We start from the raw sequence: 13,932 nt of genomic DNA, 5'->3' as shown, positions 1-13,932 counted from the left end.
GTGCCGGCTCGGTCGCCGGTGCCGGGTGGGGGGTCCGGCCGGTCACCGGCGGTCGGGACCGGGTGACCGGGGTGCGCTCCGGTGCCGTCGGGTGCGCGGCGTCGCCCCGGTGCTGGTGCGGGACGGTGGGGTGGCGGTCCTCGCGGTGTACCGGGACGGCTGGGTGGCGGTCCTCACGGTGCACCGGGACGGCCCCGGTCGGTGGGGCCGCCGCCTGCCGACCGGTCGGACCGGCCGGCAGGGGAGCCGGGGCCCGGGTCGGTGCCGAGCCACGCGGGCGGGCACCGGAGAAGAGGTCGAGGAAGGGCGAGTCGATGTCGGGGTGGTCAGGCGGGCCGCTCCGGCTGGCCGGCTGCGCGGTGCCACCGGTGGCCGGGGTACGCCCGCGTAACGGTTGTGGTGCCTGGAACACCCCCACCCGGCCGTGTACCGGGCTGGTGACCAGCGCGTTCTCCTCGTCACCCTCGATGTCTTTGTAGTCACGCGAATGCGTACCGTTACCACGGTGGTCAGCCGGACGTCCGGCCGGGTACGAACCCGGCGGTGGGGAGTGGGTCATGCCATCGCCTCGCCGGGCCTAGAGGGGGTTTCCCCGGGACAACGCCACATGCTCGACTCCCGCCTGGATTCCGCTGGGTGCCACCGTCGGTGCCGTACCGGTCCGGTCCCGGCGGCCGGTGCCGTCGGGTTGGCCGTCGTCGTGGTCATACCAATTCCTCCCGGACCCGGATCCGGGTGGCGATCAGCCGTGGGTCGCGCTGCTCGACGGCGGGCTCGCGGGTCCGCCGCCAGTCGGTGAGAGCGGTCCGGATGACCACCCGGGCCGGCCGGTCCGGGTCGACGTGCCGGAACACGAACGACGTGGTCACGATCGCGAGGGCGATCTCCCACGCCGGGAAGAGCTCGACGTTGAGGGTGAACAGCCAGTGGATGAACATGTAGAGCGGGACCAGCAGCATGAACAGGCCGTACTGGGCGTACGGGAGATGGACGGGCAGCGTGTACCCGGGCGGCCCGAGGTAGACCAGGCGTGCCCGGTAGATGTCGTCATCGGTGCGTAGCCGCATCTCGTGCCCGGCCTATTCGAAGATCAGGTCGATCAGGTAGTCACCGATGAAGAACAGTGTCGCCGCGCCGGCGATGAAGGCCAGTCCGACGATCGCGATGGCGGAGCTGGTCAGCACCTTGGAGATCTCGCCGCGGCTGGCCCGGCCGATGAAGATGACGCCGAGCACGGCGAGCAGGATGGGCGCGATCTTGCTGGCGAAGAACGTGACGACACCCTCGGTGTCGATGCCCTTCGGCGCCGGCTCGGCGAGCGGTGCCAGCGCGTGCAGCGTGCTGGCGACGGTTGCCCGCACCGTCTCCACGAGCTCTATGGCGATCACTGGATTACCTCCCCAAGGCGCGGCTGGCGGGGCCGCGGCAGTGCAGTCTGGTGAGCCTGGCGGGATCCGGAAGTCGCCACATCGTTGACGGCGAGTTCCGTTCGCGTCACCGGAGGTGACGATTTTTGGGGGATTCTTCCCGCTTTGGCCCTCCTTCCAAGCTTCGCCGTCTCTCTGCTGGGCAATTCCAAAGCGTACGGGCCGCCCCTGTTTGGAACAAGCCGCGACGAGCGTGCCCGATCCGGCGCGAAAGACCGATCGTACACCTGTGCTAATCAGCACGTCAGGGGTGTGGCGGCGCCGGACGGTACTGGCTGGAACTGATCAGTGGCAGTTGCCGGACCGTCCGGACCGGCCGCCCGGTGGGCTGGGTACCGTCTAGCGGTGACTGATCTGGTGCGGGCGGACTTCCCGGTCGTGATGGGCGTCCTCAACGTCACGCCCGACTCGTTCTCCGACGGCGGCCGGTACGCCGACCTGGACGCTGCGGTGGCGCACGGTGTCGCCCTGCACCGGGCCGGGGCGCACCTGGTGGACGTCGGTGGCGAGTCCACCCGTCCGGGTGCCGACCGGGTCGACGCCGCGACCGAGGCGGCACGGGTACTGCCGGTGATAAGGGCACTCGCCGACGCCGGGGTGCCGATGAGCATCGACACCACCCGGGCCAGCGTGGCGGAGGCGGCACTGGCCGCCGGGGTGGCCGTGGTCAACGACGTCTCCGGCGGGCTGGCCGACCCGGACATGGCCCGGGTGGTGGCCGACGCCGGCTGCCCGTGGGTGCTCATGCACTGGCGGGGGCACTCCCGCCGGATGCAGGAACTGGCCGACTACCGGGACGTGGTCGCCGACGTCCGCGCCGAACTCGGTCAGCGCGTCGACGCCGCGCTGGCCGGGGGGGTGGCCGCGGACCGGATCGTCATCGATCCGGGGCTCGGGTTCGCCAAGCACGCCGACGACAACTGGCAGCTCACCGCCCGGCTGCCGGAGCTGCTGGCACTCGGCTTTCCGCTGCTGTTCGGGGCGAGCCGGAAGTCGTACCTCGGCCGGCTGCTCGCCGACCCGGACGGCACCCCACGGCCCCCCGACGGGCGGGAGGCGGCGACCGTCGCGACCAGCGTGCTCGCCGTCGCCGCCGGAGCCTGGGGGGTACGGGTGCACGACGTCCGGGCCACCGTGGACGCGCTCGCCGTCTGGCAGGCCAGCGGGCGTCCCCGGCTGGCCCCGTCGCACCCGGTGGCGGACGACGGAGAGAAGAAGAGCGGAGGGACCCGTTGACCACCGACCGGATCATGTTGACCGGCCTGCGGGCGCACGGCCGGCACGGGGTGTACGACTTCGAGCGGGCCCAGGGCCAGGACTTCGTCGTCGACGTCGTCCTGGAACTCGACCTCGGCCCGGCGGCCCGCTCGGACGACGTCGCCGACACGGTCCACTACGGCGAACTCGCCGGTCGACTGGTGGCCGTACTGACCGGTGAGCCGGTCAACCTGATCGAGACGCTCGCCGACCGGCTGCTCACGGTCTGTCTCGCCGACCAACGGGTGGACCGCGCCACGGTGACCGTGCACAAACCCCAGGCCCCCATCCCGCACGACTTCGGCAACGTGGCGGTCACCATGAGCCGGACCCGGGAGGGACGGTCGTGACCCGGGCCGTGCTCGCGATCGGCAGCAACCTCGGTGACCGGATCGGACACCTCCGGTCCGCCGCCGACGCGCTCCGGGACAGCATCCTGGTGGCCTCCGGGGTGTACGAGACGCCACCGTGGGGGGACACCGACCAGCCGCCGTACCTCAACGCGGCGCTCCTGGTCGGGGATCCGACAGCCGGCCCCCGGGACTGGCTGGACCGGGCCCGGGCGGCGGAGGCGGCGGCCGGCCGGACCCGTGACCCGGAGCGCCGGTTCGGCCCGCGCACCCTGGACGTGGACGTGATCGCGGTCTGGACCGACGACGGTGAGCCGGTGCTGCACGACGATCCGGAACTCACCCTGCCGCACCCCCGGGCCCACCTGCGGGCGTTCGTGCTGCGACCGTGGATCGACATCCAGCCGTACGGGCAGTTGCCCGGCCACGGTTGGCTGACCGACCTGCTCAACGCCGACCCGGTGGCCGCCGACGCCCTGGATCTCCGTCCGTGTCCCGATCTGACGTTAGAGTCGGATGCATGACCCGACCGGAGTCCCGTCCGCCACGTGGGCCGGCGCCGCAGCGGCCCAGCATGGGCCCGACCCGGCCGGCCACGCTGGTCGTGGCGGCGCTCGCGGCGGCGGCGCTCGCCTGGCTGCTGATCAGCAGCTTCTATCGGGACATTCCACCCCTGCCGTGGCTGCCCCCGGTGACGGTGGCGGGCCTCGCCGTGCTGGAGGCGTACGCGGCGGTCACCACCCGGGCGCGGATCGAGCGCAAGCCCGGTCGTGACCCGGTCGACCCGCTGGTCGTCGCCCGGTTCGTCGTGCTGGCCAAGGCGTCCTCCCTGGCCGGCGCGATCTTCGCCGGTTTCTACGCCGGGGTGACCGCGTGGCTGTTCATCGAACGCACCCGGGCCGCCTCGGACGACCTGCCGGCAGCGGGTGCCGGCCTGCTCGCCTCGCTCGCGCTGGTCGCGGCGGCGCTCTGGTTGGAGCGCTCCTGCCGGGTGCCGAAGCGACCCGACGAGGACCGGGAGGATCGCGACCGCACCGCGTGACCGCCGGCTGCCAACGGTTTGATCACGAGGGGTGACGGGCGCGCCGGGACGCGGGTACGGTGCCAGCGACCGGGTCCGATGCGTGGTTGTCCGCCGCTCGGACCCGTCGGCCGCTGGACGACCATCGAAAGGCGCGCGTCATGGGGTACGACGAAGCGGAGCGCCGACGTCGCGGTACACCGGCGGAGTCCGGTCGGCAGACCGGGCGGCACACGGCCACGGAGGGGCGGGACCAGCGGACCACGGCAGCGGTACCCGAGCAGGGGCTGGTGCCCGCCGCCGTACTCGATGACGTCTTCGACGACCCGGCACACGGTGAACCCGGCCGGGACCGGATGGCGGTGCACCTGGTCTGGGAGGTCCTGCTCCTGACCGTCACCGCCGTCCTGGCCGTCGGGCTGTACCGGGAGCGGCCGGCCCTGTTCGAAGGGCTGGGACTGCGGACCCTGCTGGTCGCGGTGGTGGCCCTCGGGCTGCTCACCCTCGCCGCCGGCCTCAGCCTGCGGACGGCTGCACCCAACCTGGCCGTCGGCCCGGTCGCGGTCGCCTCCGCCCTGCACTTCGCCGAGCAGGCCGACCGGGGTCTGTCGGAGGTGGTCGGCTGGTCCTCCCTGGTGGCCGCGGTCGGTGGCCTGGCCCTCGCGGTGGTGGTGGTCGGCCTCCAGGTGCCGGCCTGGGCGGCCAGTCTCGCCGCCGCCGCCGGGGTCGTGGTCTACATCGAACGCCGGCCCGAGCCGGTGCTGCTGCAGAGCGACTACGAACCGGCTGCCAGCGCGTTCTACCTGGTCGCCGGGTTCGCCGCGCTGGCGGTACTCGGTGGTTACTTCGGCACGATCAAGGCGGTCCGCCGGTCGGTCGGCCGGTACCGTCCGGTCGGCGACCCGGCGTGGCGGCGCGGCCTGGTCGCGGCGGTCCTGACCACGCTCGCCCTGGTGGTCTCCACCGTCTTCGCGATGTTCGGCGGGATGCTGTTGGCCGCGAACGGCTCGGGGCCGGTGGTACCCGCACCGGGCTTCGACCTGACCCTGCTGGCGTTCGGTGCCTCGCTGCTCGGCGGAACCAGCGCCTTCGGTCGTCGCGGCGGGGTGACCGGTACCCTGCTGGCCGTCGTCCTGGTCACCCTCGCGGCCCGGTACGCGGTCGAGCGGAACTGGGAGGTCAGCCGGTACGCGCTGGCCGGCGTCGCGCTCGCGGTCGGCCTGCTGGTTACCCGGCTGGTCGAGTCGTTCGGTCGGCCCCGGTCGGCCGGTGAGCGGACCGCCCGGTGGACCGACGGACGGGCGAGTACCGGCTGGAGCCTGCCCCCGGCTGCCCCCGCCGCCACCTGGACCCCGGTCCTGCCGGAACAGCCGGCGGAGCGCCGGCCCGACCCGTGGGGCATCGAGCGCTGGGATCCCGAGCCCGGCCGGTGGGACGGCCCGGACCGGTGACGACGCCGGGACGACGTCCGGTGCCGGTGGACGCGCAGCCGCCCGAGTGTCGTACCGGTGGACGCACAGCCGCCCGGCGCGCCCGTACCGATCTCTCCGGTTAGGCTCGGCCCATGACCGAAACACCACGTCCGGGCGCGGGCGGCCGCACCTTCGCCGAACTGGACGCGCTCCCCACCGAGGAGTTGCGTGAGCGGGCGTTCGCCCTGGCCCGGGAGCGGCGTGACGTCGGGTTCTTCTGGGACGTGCTGCGGCACCTGCCGGACGCCGACGAGGCCGCGTCGCTGGACGGCTCGCCCAACTCGGTCGGTCCGACCATCGACGAGGCGGTGGCCCTGTGGCGTGAGTTCACCGGCCACGGGTACGAGGAGTCGGCACCGTTGCTGCGGGCCGCGTTCATCGACTATCTGATGGCGCACCACCGGTAAAAAAGCGCATACCGCACCGGCAGGTTTGCCGGCGGGAGACGGTTGGGAAGTGAGCGCCGCATGGCTCTCACCAACCGATACAGATCCGCCACCGGTACGGGTACGATCGCCGCGCTCGTCCTGGTCCTCGTCTTCGGCAGCCCGTGGTACGCCGACTGGGCGGCGGCCAACACGAATCCGGACACGGCCGGTGGTTGGTTCCTCCGCCTGCTGACCTGGCCCGCCTGGCGGTTCGACTCCGACGACTCCGTGCAGGACGTCTTCGCGTCCGACCTGCGGGCGATCCTGGTGGTCGTACTGACCGCGCTCTTCCTGTTCCTGCTGCCCGGTTCCCAGCTCGCCCGGGCCCGGGGGACACTCAGCCAGTTCTTCGCCGGCTGGGCGTCGTACGTCTTCGCCGGGGCGTTCGCCGCCCTGCTGACCACCCTGTTCCGGACGAACCCGTCGCTGCTCGGTGCGTTCCAGGCCGCCGGTTCCGGGGCGACGTACGGCCTCTTCGTGGGCTGGATCATCGGCATCGCCACCCTGGGTGGCTGGCGGGGCCGCCGCTGAGCCCGGGCCGGCGCAGGTCGACGGGTCGCCCGGCTGCCGGTGGACCGGGCCGGCTCAGGCCGCCGGGTCGCCGTCGGCGAGCAGCCGGTGCCGGTCCAGCACCCCCACCGGCCGGCCGTCCTCGGTGACCACCGCCCGGTCCACCCCGGCGGTCAGCATCACCGCGAGCGCGTCGTACGCCGAGGCGCCGAGATCGACCGTGGGTAGGCCGTCCGTGCTGCTCAGCGGGGTCACGGCGGTACGGGCGATCGGGGTGACCGCGAGTCGCCGGATCCCCCGGTCGGCGCCGACGAACTCCCGGACGAACGGGGTGGCCGGGGCGCCGAGCAGGGCAGCCGGGGTGTCGTACTGCTCCAATCGACCCCCCTGGGAGAGCACCGCGATCCGGTCCCCGAGCCGGACCGCCTCGTCCAGGTCGTGGGTGACCAGGACGATGGTCTTGCGTACCTCGGCCTGGAGCCGCAGGAACTCCTCCTGCAGCCGGCCCCGGGCGATCGGGTCCACCGCCGAGAACGGTTCGTCCATCAGCAGCACCACCGGGTCGGCGGCCAGCGCCCGGGCCACCCCGACCCGTTGCCGCTGCCCGCCGGAGAGTTCGTGCGGGTAGCGGCGCCCGAACTGCGCCGGATCCAGACCGACCAGGTCCAGCAGCTCGTCCGCGCGCGCCGCGATCCGCTGCTTCGGCCAGCCCAGTAGCTTCGGTACGGTGCCGACGTTGGCGCGTACCGTCTGGTGCGGGAAGAGGCCGACGTTCTGGATCACGTACCCGATCCGGCGCCGCAACCGGACCGGATCGACCCGGGTGACGTCCTCGTCGCCCAACCGGATCCGGCCCCCGGTGGGCTCGATCAACCGGTTGATCATGCGGAGCACGGTCGACTTGCCGCAGCCCGACGGCCCGATCAGCACGACCAGTTCGCCCGCGCCGATCTCCAGGCTGAGATCCTGCACCGCGACGGTGCCGTCCGGGTACTGCTTCCGGATGTGGTCCAGGGTGATCGCCGAGGCGCCGGGGCCATCGCCCGGGGCCGGGGCGGGTCGGGCGGCCGGTGCCGCACCGCCACCGGCGGCACCCGGGTTGCTCTCCGGGGTAACGTCCACGTATGTCCTTCCGCCTCGGCTACCGGGAAGATCCGGCGAACCCGTGGTTCTCCTGGCAGTACGTGCGGGACAATTCCGACACCATCCTGGCCGCGCTCCGGGAGCACGCCGCCCTGACCGGCCGGGCGGTGCTGATCGCCGCGCTGGTCGCGGTGCCGCTCGCCGTCGCGGCGTACTGGTTCCGGTCGCTCACCGGGCCGATTCTCGCACTCTCCGGGGTGCTGTACACGATTCCGTCCCTGGCGCTGTTCGCCTTCATCGCACCGTACGTCGGGGTCGGTACGACCACGGTACTGATCGCGCTGGTGCTCTACGCCCTGCTGCTGATCGTCCGGAACGCACTCGCCGGTTTCCACCAGGTGCCACCGGAGGTACGTGAGGCGGCCGAGGGGATGGGCTACAGCCGGTTCGGTCGGCTCCTGCGGATCGAACTGCCGCTCGCCCTGCCCGGCATCCTCACCGGCATCCGACTCGCCACCGTGTCCACCGTGGCGCTGGTGACGGTCGGGGTGCTGGTCGGCCACGGCGGGCTCGGCCAGCTCATCTTCGCCGGCTTCCAGAACAACTTCTACAAGGCGGAGATCCTCACCGGCACCCTGCTCTGTGTCGGGCTGGCGCTCGTACTCGATCTCCTGCTGGCCGGGACGGGCCGGTTGCTGACCCCGTGGCTGGCCCGCCGGGGCGCCCGGTGAGCGCCCGGTCCAACCCGGTCGAACAGGCCGTGGTCTGGCTCAACGATCCGCTGAACTGGACGAACCCCGGTGGCGTCCTGGACCGGCTCGGCGAGCACCTGACCATCTCGGCCGCCGCCGTCCTGCTGGGCTGCCTCGTCGCCTGGCCGATCGGGCTCTGGCTGGGCCACCGGGGCCGGGGCGGTGGACTGGTCGTCCTGATCTCCAACGTCACGCTCGCCATCCCCACCCTGGCCCTGCTGACCATCCTGCCGCTGACCTTCCTGGGCTTCGGCCGGCCACCGGTGGTCATCGCGTTGGCGGTCTTCGCGGTGCCGCCGCTGCTGGCCAACGCGTACACCGGGATCCGGCAGGTGGATCCGGAGGTACGGGACGCCGCCCGGGGGATGGGGCTGTCGGGTGGACAACTGCTCCGTCGGGTCGAGTTGCCGCTCGCCGTGCCGTACCTGGCCGCCGGGTTCCGGACCGCAGCCGTGCAGGTCGTGGCGACCGCCGCGCTCGCCTCGTTCGTCAACGGCGGCGGGCTCGGCCAGATCATCCGGGCCGGCTTCGGGTTGGACATCGCCGCCGGCGCCGGCCAGATCCTCGCCGGTGGTCTGCTGGTGGCGCTGCTGGCCATCGGGGTGGAACTGCTGCTCGCCGGGGTCGAGCGGGCGGTCACCCCGCGCCCGCTGCGGCGGTACCGGCGCCGGGCCGACCGCCGGGCCGCCGACGCCACCGCCGGGGCCTGAGCGGCCCAGTTCGGCGCCGATCATGGAGTTGTGGTGGGTGACAAAAGGTATTAATGGCCCCGGAAAGGGCACCACAAGTCCATGATCGACAGAATGGGGCGGGTACCGATCGTGACGACCGTGGCACGCATTATGACGATCTGGTGACAACAAGCCGCCCCGGGTTGGCGCCATCGGCTGCGAGGATGTTTCGTGGAGGCCGCGGGCGATCAAGACCGAGGTTCGCCCGTCGGACACGCGGCCGGCCCTCCCGGGCCGCGCCGGGACACGGAAGGCGGGCGACAATGCACGCACGTACACGTCTGGCGGCCGGCGCGATCGGCGCCCTGACCGTAGCCGGTCTGCTGGCCGGCTGCGGGGATGCCGGCTCCTCGGGTACCGAAGCACCGCAGTCCGCGGCGGCGGGTGCCGGTTGTGCCCCGGTCGCCGGGGACAAGCTGGTGGTGCTGATGGACGACCGGAAGCTCCAGAACACCGACAACATCCTGCCGGCGGTGAGCGCCAAGGCGGCCAAGCCGGAACTGCTCGCCGCGCTCGACAAGGTCTCCGCCGCGCTCGACACGACCAAGCTCGTGCAGCTCAACAAGGCGGTGGACGTCGACCGGAAGACCCCGAAGGTGGCCGCCGAGGAGTTCGCCGCCGCCAACAACCTGACCTCGGGCATCGCCAAGGGCCCCGGCGGTGCGCTGGTGATCGGCGCCGGCAACTTCAGCGAGAGCCAGACTCTCGCCGAGCTGTACCGGATCGTGGCGAGCGCCGCCGGCTACCAGCCCAAGGTGCAGCAGATCGGGAACCGGGAGCTGTACGCCCCGGCGCTCCAGTCCGGTGAGATCCAGGTGATCCCGGAGTACGCGGCGACGCTGGCCGAGTACTACAACACCAAGGCCAACGGGCCGAACGCCACGCCGGTGTCCAGCCCGGAGCTGGCGACCACCATGGCGGCGTTGAAGACCCTGGGCGAGAAGAACGGCGTCGTCCTCGGTACCCCCTCGGCGGCCCAGAACCAGAACGCGTTCGCGGTGACCCAGGCGTTCGCCGACCGGTACGCCGTGGCCACCCTGACCGACCTGGCCAAGAAGTGCTCCGGTGCGGCGACCGTGCTCGCCGGCCCGCCGGAGTGTCCGCAGCGGCCGAAGTGCCAGGCCGGGCTGGTCGAGGTGTACGACTTCAAGGCCGGTTCGTTCAGCTCGCTGGACGCCGGTGGGCCGCAGACCAAGAACGCCCTGAAGACCGGGGCCGCGAGTGTCGGCCTGGTCTTCTCCTCGGACGGGGCGCTCGCGGCCAGCTGACGCGACGACTGTTCTACCCACGGCGTCCGGCCCGCCACCGATGGTGGTGATTCGGGCGCCGTGCGGCATTCCGGTCCGGAGGAACTCTCGGTAGGCTGCACCTCCATGCCAGTCCGGCGGAGCACCGACGACGACAAGGCCGCCCCCTCCCTGCTGACCGCGCTCTTCTGGGTGGGTGTCGGGCTGGCTCCGCTGGCCGCGATCATCCTGCTCGTCGCGGACACCAACGCGCCGTTGCGGATCGCTGCGGTGCTCGGTCTGACCTCGGTGGTGCTGATCGGCCTGTCGATCGCGCTCCGCCCGGACAGCGGGCCGCCCGACCCGGGGATCGAGGACCGGCTCCTCGACGAGATCGAGGCGTTGCGGCACGAACTCCGGAGCGGCCTCGCAGCGCTGCCGGCCCCGGCGGGACCACGGGCGGCCGGCCGGGCCGGACCGCCACCGGCCAGAGGCGTGCCTTCCACCGGCGCGGTCGGCATGGCCGGCGCCGAACCGGTGCCGACGGCGTCCGCCGCTGTCCGGGTCGCCGGTCCGTCGGCACCACCCACGGCGGTACGCCGTACCGAGACGGTGCACGTCTCCGCCCGGCGGACCGTGCCCGACCCGGAACCGGTCGATTCCCGGTCCGTCGGGCGGGCGGCGGCACGGTCCCGGGGGGTCGGCCGGTGACGTCGTCGGCGGGGACGACCGGCGGGGACGTGGCGTCGGCCGGTACCCACCCCGCTACCGTGATCGGTGTGCCTCTGGTCGCCGCCGCCGTCTGCCCCCATCCGCCCCTGATCGTGCCCGGGATCGCCGGGTCCGCCGCCGGGGAACTCGACGATCTCCGCGCCGCCTGTGACGCGGCCGTCGCCCGGCTGTACGACGCCGGCGCCCGCAACATCGTCGTCCTCGGTACCGGTGACCGGACCGCCGACCTCGACCCGCCGTACCGGGGCTCCTTCGCCCCCTGGGGGGTACAGGTGACGGTGCAGCCCGGCCCGGACACGGTAGACCGGGCCGGGGTGGCCGCCACGCCGGACGGCACCCCCGGAAGGCTGCCGCTCAGTCTGCTCGTCGGCGGCTGGCTGGTCGAACGTACGGCACCGGACGGTCCCGGGGCGGCCTGCCGCATGGTCACCGTGGCCCGGGACGAGCCGGTGGAGCGGTGCGTCGCCCTGGGCGCGGGGCTGGGGGCCAGCCTGCCCTGGGCGCTGCTGGTGATGGGGGACGGTACGGCGTGCCGGGGGGAGAAGTCCCCGGGCTACGCCGACCCGCGTGCCGAGGCGTACGACGACCGGGTCGCCCGGGCGCTGGCCACTGCGGACGGCGACGCCCTGCTCGACCTGGACCCGGGACCGGCCGCCGAGCTGAAGGTCGCCGGCCGGGCGGCCTGGCAGGTGCTCGCCGGTGCGGTACACGCCGCCGGCGGCACCTGGCGCGGCGACCTGACCTACTACGCCGCGCCCTACGGGGTGGCCTACTTCGTGGCCGGTTGGGAGCCAGCCCGGTGACTGCCCGTCCGTTGGGTGCCGGCCCGGTGACTGCCCGTCCGCCGGCTGTCGACCCGGTGATCGCCGGCCCCGGCGGCACCGGCCGGGCGGGTACCGTCGTCGCGGTGGTGGGGCCGACCGCGGCCGGCAAGTCCGCGCTCAGCCTCGCCCTGGCGCACGCCCTCGACGGCGAGGTGGTCAACGCCGACTCCATGCAGCTCTACCGGGGCCTGGACATCGGTACCGCGAAGCTCACCCCCACCGAGCGGGAGGGCGTACCGCACCACGTGCTGGACCTCTGGGACGTGACCGAACCGGCGAGCGTCGCCGAGTACCAGCGGCACGCCCGCGCGGCGGTCGACGACATCCTGTCCCGGGGGCGGGTACCGCTGCTGGTGGGTGGCTCCGGGCTCTACGTCCGCGCCGTGCTGGAGGAGTTCGAGTTCCCCGGCACCGATCCGGGGCTGCGGGCCGTGCTGGAGGAGGAACTGGCGGCTGTCGGGCCCGCTCCGCTGTACGAGCGGCTGCGGGTTGCCGACCCGGAGGCGGCGGCGCGCATCCTGCCCGGCAACGGCCGGCGGATCGTCCGGGCCCTGGAGGTGATCGAGCTGACCGGCGCGCCGTTCACCGCCGCGCTGCCGCAGCCGGTGCCGTTCTACCCGTCGGTGCAGCTCGGGGTCGACCTGGACAGCGCCACGCTGGACGAGCGGATCGCCCGCCGGGTGGACCGGATGTGGGCCGACGGACTGGTCGCCGAGACCCGGCAACTGGTCGACCACGGCCTGCGCGAGGGGCGCACGGCCAGCCGGGCGCTCGGGTACCAGCAGGTGCTGCGGTTCCTGGCCGGGGAGATCAGCGAGGACGAGGCGCGGGCGGACACCGTCCGCGCCACCCGACGGTTCGTCCGCCGGCAGCGGTCCTGGTTCCGGCGTGATCCGGCGATCGGCTGGCTGGACGCCGCCCGGCCGGACCTGGTCGACGCCGCCGTGCACCTGGTCGACGCCGGTCGGGGATGATGGGGGCGTGGAGTTCACCAAGGGCCATGGCACCGGCAACGACTTCGTGATCCTGCCCGACCCGGACGGCCGGCTGGAGCTGACCGCCGACCTGGTCGCCGCGCTCTGCGACCGGCGGCGGGGGATCGGCGCGGACGGCGTACTGCGGGTGGTCCGGGCGGCCAAGCACCCGGACGCGGTCGACCTGGCCGGCGACGCCGAATGGTTCATGGACTACTGGAACTCCGACGGTTCGTTCGCGGAGATGTGCGGTAACGGCGCCCGGGTGTTCGTCCGGTACCTGGTCTCGACCGGCCTGGCGGAGGTGCCGGGCGGCGGAGCGACCCTGCCGATCGCCACGCGGGCCGGCGTCGTGCGCGCGGTGGTCGGGGACGGCACGGTCGCCGTTCAGATGCGCCTGCCCCGGGTGTACGACGCCAGCGCGGCGACCCTCGGCCCGTTGACGGTGCCCGGTGCGGTGGTCGACTGCGGCAACCCGCATCTGGTCTGTGCCCTGCCCGCCGGGCTGGAGTTGGCCGGGCTGGACCTGACCCGGGCACCTGGGTTCGACCCGGTGGTCTTCCCGTCCGGGGTGAACGTCGAGTTCACCGTGCCGGCCGAGCCGGTACCCGGCGCCGACCTTCGGGTGGCGATGCGGGTGCACGAGCGGGGCTCGGCGGAGACCCTGTCCTGCGGGACCGGCGCCTGTGCGGTGGCCGCGGTGGCGCTGCGTGACGCGGGACGGGACGGCGGGGTGGTTGCCGTGGAGCTGCCCGGCGGCCGGTTGACGGTCACCCTGGACGGTACGACGTGCTGGCTGGCCGGGCCGGCCGTGCTGGTCGCCACCGGCGAGGTCGACCCGACCGCCCTGCGCCCCTGACCCGCGTCGACCCCGCGCACCCCTGACCCGCGTCAACCACCCCTGACCCGCGTCGATCATCGAGTTGTGGTGGGTCTTTCATGCTGATAATACCGTTTTGCGGGGCACCACAACTCCATGGTCGACCGGCGCGGGCTGGCGCGGACCACCGTGCCGACCGACGTCGGTCGGGCGTGCCGGGCCTTCTCGGGGGGCGTCAGCGGGCGAGCGGTCCGGTCGGGGCGGCTGCCTCGGCGGCGATCTCCGGCAGGTCCGCCGGACCCGGGTCGGCGGACCTGCCGGAGAT

General features: G+C 73.3%; 17 protein-coding genes and 1 pseudogene. 14 read left to right on the top strand and 4 right to left on the bottom strand.

Annotated elements, in window-relative coordinates; all coding sequences use genetic code 11:
• The 3 genes and pseudogenes from GSF22_RS20815 to GSF22_RS20805 all read right to left on the bottom strand — a co-directional run.
• Positions 1 to 559: pseudogene (locus tag GSF22_RS20815) on the bottom strand (hypothetical protein); the annotation flags it as partial.
• Between the two features lie 145 nt (positions 560 to 704).
• Positions 705 to 1,067 carry a hypothetical protein gene (locus tag GSF22_RS20810; protein WP_208815403.1) on the bottom strand — a complete coding sequence of 121 codons (363 nt, stop codon included), beginning with the start codon at positions 1,065 to 1,067 and terminating at the stop codon, positions 705 to 707.
• A gap of 12 nt (positions 1,068 to 1,079) precedes the next feature.
• Entirely contained in the window at positions 1,080 to 1,388 is a 309-nt protein-coding gene (locus GSF22_RS20805) for a hypothetical protein (RefSeq protein ID WP_208815402.1), read from the bottom strand.
• A 384-nt stretch (positions 1,389 to 1,772) separates the two neighbouring features.
• Between GSF22_RS20805 and folP the strand changes: the two genes are divergently transcribed.
• The 7 genes from folP (at position 1,773) to GSF22_RS20770 (ending at position 6,486) form a co-directional block, all read left to right on the top strand.
• On the top strand, positions 1,773 to 2,663 hold the full coding sequence (gene folP / locus GSF22_RS20800) for a dihydropteroate synthase (RefSeq protein ID WP_208815401.1): 891 nt from the start codon (positions 1,773 to 1,775) through the stop codon (positions 2,661 to 2,663).
• A gap of 14 nt (positions 2,664 to 2,677) precedes the next feature.
• A complete protein-coding gene (gene folB / locus GSF22_RS20795) occupies positions 2,678 to 3,034 on the top strand; it encodes a dihydroneopterin aldolase (protein WP_208815405.1) in 357 nt (118 codons plus the stop codon).
• On the top strand, positions 3,031 to 3,558 hold the full coding sequence (gene folK, locus GSF22_RS20790) for a 2-amino-4-hydroxy-6-hydroxymethyldihydropteridine diphosphokinase (protein ID WP_208815400.1): 528 nt from the start codon (positions 3,031 to 3,033) through the stop codon (positions 3,556 to 3,558). The genes folB and folK overlap by 4 nt, the downstream gene beginning before the upstream one ends.
• Complete coding sequence (locus GSF22_RS20785; RefSeq protein WP_208815399.1) at positions 3,555 to 4,076, top strand: DUF3180 domain-containing protein; 522 nt, start codon at positions 3,555 to 3,557, stop codon at positions 4,074 to 4,076. The genes folK and GSF22_RS20785 overlap by 4 nt, the downstream gene beginning before the upstream one ends.
• 140 nt (positions 4,077 to 4,216) lie before the next feature.
• On the top strand, positions 4,217 to 5,506 hold the full coding sequence (locus GSF22_RS20780; protein ID WP_244367921.1) for an ABC transporter permease: 1,290 nt from the start codon (positions 4,217 to 4,219) through the stop codon (positions 5,504 to 5,506).
• A gap of 113 nt (positions 5,507 to 5,619) precedes the next feature.
• Positions 5,620 to 5,934 carry a hypothetical protein gene (locus GSF22_RS20775; RefSeq protein WP_208815398.1) on the top strand — a complete coding sequence of 105 codons (315 nt, stop codon included), beginning with the start codon at positions 5,620 to 5,622 and terminating at the stop codon, positions 5,932 to 5,934.
• Positions 5,935 to 5,994: 60 nt separating this feature from the next.
• A complete protein-coding gene (locus GSF22_RS20770; RefSeq protein WP_208815397.1) occupies positions 5,995 to 6,486 on the top strand; it encodes a hypothetical protein in 492 nt (163 codons plus the stop codon).
• A gap of 54 nt (positions 6,487 to 6,540) precedes the next feature.
• Here the strand turns inward: GSF22_RS20770 and GSF22_RS20765 are convergent, their stop codons facing one another.
• Positions 6,541 to 7,485 (bottom strand): ABC transporter ATP-binding protein, encoded by a 945-nt coding sequence (locus tag GSF22_RS20765; protein WP_307804175.1) that lies wholly within the window; start codon positions 7,483 to 7,485, stop codon positions 6,541 to 6,543.
• 104 nt (positions 7,486 to 7,589) lie between these two features.
• On the opposite strand from GSF22_RS20765, the gene GSF22_RS20760 reads away from it, so the two are divergent.
• The 7 genes from GSF22_RS20760 (at position 7,590) to dapF (ending at position 13,646) form a co-directional block, all read left to right on the top strand.
• Positions 7,590 to 8,279, top strand: coding sequence for an ABC transporter permease (locus tag GSF22_RS20760; RefSeq protein ID WP_208815395.1), 690 nt, complete (start codon positions 7,590 to 7,592; stop codon positions 8,277 to 8,279).
• Positions 8,252 to 9,010 (top strand): ABC transporter permease, encoded by a 759-nt coding sequence (locus GSF22_RS20755; RefSeq protein ID WP_208815394.1) that lies wholly within the window; start codon positions 8,252 to 8,254, stop codon positions 9,008 to 9,010. Before GSF22_RS20760 ends, GSF22_RS20755 begins: the two co-directional genes overlap by 28 nt.
• 284 nt (positions 9,011 to 9,294) lie before the next feature.
• Entirely contained in the window at positions 9,295 to 10,299 is a 1,005-nt protein-coding gene (locus GSF22_RS20750) for a glycine betaine ABC transporter substrate-binding protein (RefSeq protein ID WP_208815393.1), read from the top strand.
• Positions 10,300 to 10,404: 105 nt separating this feature from the next.
• Positions 10,405 to 10,968 carry a hypothetical protein gene (locus GSF22_RS36155; protein WP_208815392.1) on the top strand — a complete coding sequence of 188 codons (564 nt, stop codon included), beginning with the start codon at positions 10,405 to 10,407 and terminating at the stop codon, positions 10,966 to 10,968.
• Between the two features lie 59 nt (positions 10,969 to 11,027).
• Positions 11,028 to 11,792 (top strand): class III extradiol dioxygenase subunit B-like domain-containing protein, encoded by a 765-nt coding sequence (locus tag GSF22_RS20740; RefSeq protein ID WP_208815391.1) that lies wholly within the window; start codon positions 11,028 to 11,030, stop codon positions 11,790 to 11,792.
• Positions 11,793 to 11,818: 26 nt separating this feature from the next.
• Positions 11,819 to 12,787 (top strand): tRNA (adenosine(37)-N6)-dimethylallyltransferase MiaA, encoded by a 969-nt coding sequence (gene miaA / locus GSF22_RS20735; RefSeq protein ID WP_208815390.1) that lies wholly within the window; start codon positions 11,819 to 11,821, stop codon positions 12,785 to 12,787.
• Between the two features lie 7 nt (positions 12,788 to 12,794).
• Positions 12,795 to 13,646: a diaminopimelate epimerase gene (gene dapF / locus GSF22_RS20730; protein ID WP_208815389.1), complete on the top strand. Its 852-nt coding sequence runs from the start codon at positions 12,795 to 12,797 to the stop codon at positions 13,644 to 13,646.
• The last annotated feature ends 286 nt before the right edge of the window (positions 13,647 to 13,932 follow it).

The sequence above is a fragment of the Micromonospora echinofusca genome, from assembly GCF_017614955.1.
Lineage (GTDB): Bacteria > Actinomycetota > Actinomycetes > Mycobacteriales > Micromonosporaceae > Micromonospora > Micromonospora echinofusca_A.
Note: the sequence above shows the minus strand (reverse complement) of the source record. Positions and strands in the feature narration are given on the sequence as shown.

Excerpts from the sequence above, each read along its gene's own strand:
- GSF22_RS20810 (WP_208815403.1), bottom strand. The coding sequence starts at position 1,067 with ATGCGGCTACGCACCGATGACGACATCTACCGGGCACGCCTGGTCTAC.
- folB (WP_208815405.1), top strand. The coding sequence starts at position 2,678 with ATGTTGACCGGCCTGCGGGCGCACGGCCGGCACGGGGTGTACGACTTC.
- GSF22_RS20785 (WP_208815399.1), top strand. The coding sequence starts at position 3,555 with ATGACCCGACCGGAGTCCCGTCCGCCACGTGGGCCGGCGCCGCAGCGG.
- GSF22_RS20780 (WP_244367921.1), top strand. The coding sequence starts at position 4,217 with ATGGGGTACGACGAAGCGGAGCGCCGACGTCGCGGTACACCGGCGGAG.
- GSF22_RS20775 (WP_208815398.1), top strand. The coding sequence starts at position 5,620 with ATGACCGAAACACCACGTCCGGGCGCGGGCGGCCGCACCTTCGCCGAA.
- GSF22_RS20770 (WP_208815397.1), top strand. The coding sequence starts at position 5,995 with ATGGCTCTCACCAACCGATACAGATCCGCCACCGGTACGGGTACGATC.
- GSF22_RS20760 (WP_208815395.1), top strand. The coding sequence starts at position 7,590 with ATGTCCTTCCGCCTCGGCTACCGGGAAGATCCGGCGAACCCGTGGTTC.
- GSF22_RS20750 (WP_208815393.1), top strand. The coding sequence starts at position 9,295 with ATGCACGCACGTACACGTCTGGCGGCCGGCGCGATCGGCGCCCTGACC.
- GSF22_RS36155 (WP_208815392.1), top strand. The coding sequence starts at position 10,405 with ATGCCAGTCCGGCGGAGCACCGACGACGACAAGGCCGCCCCCTCCCTG.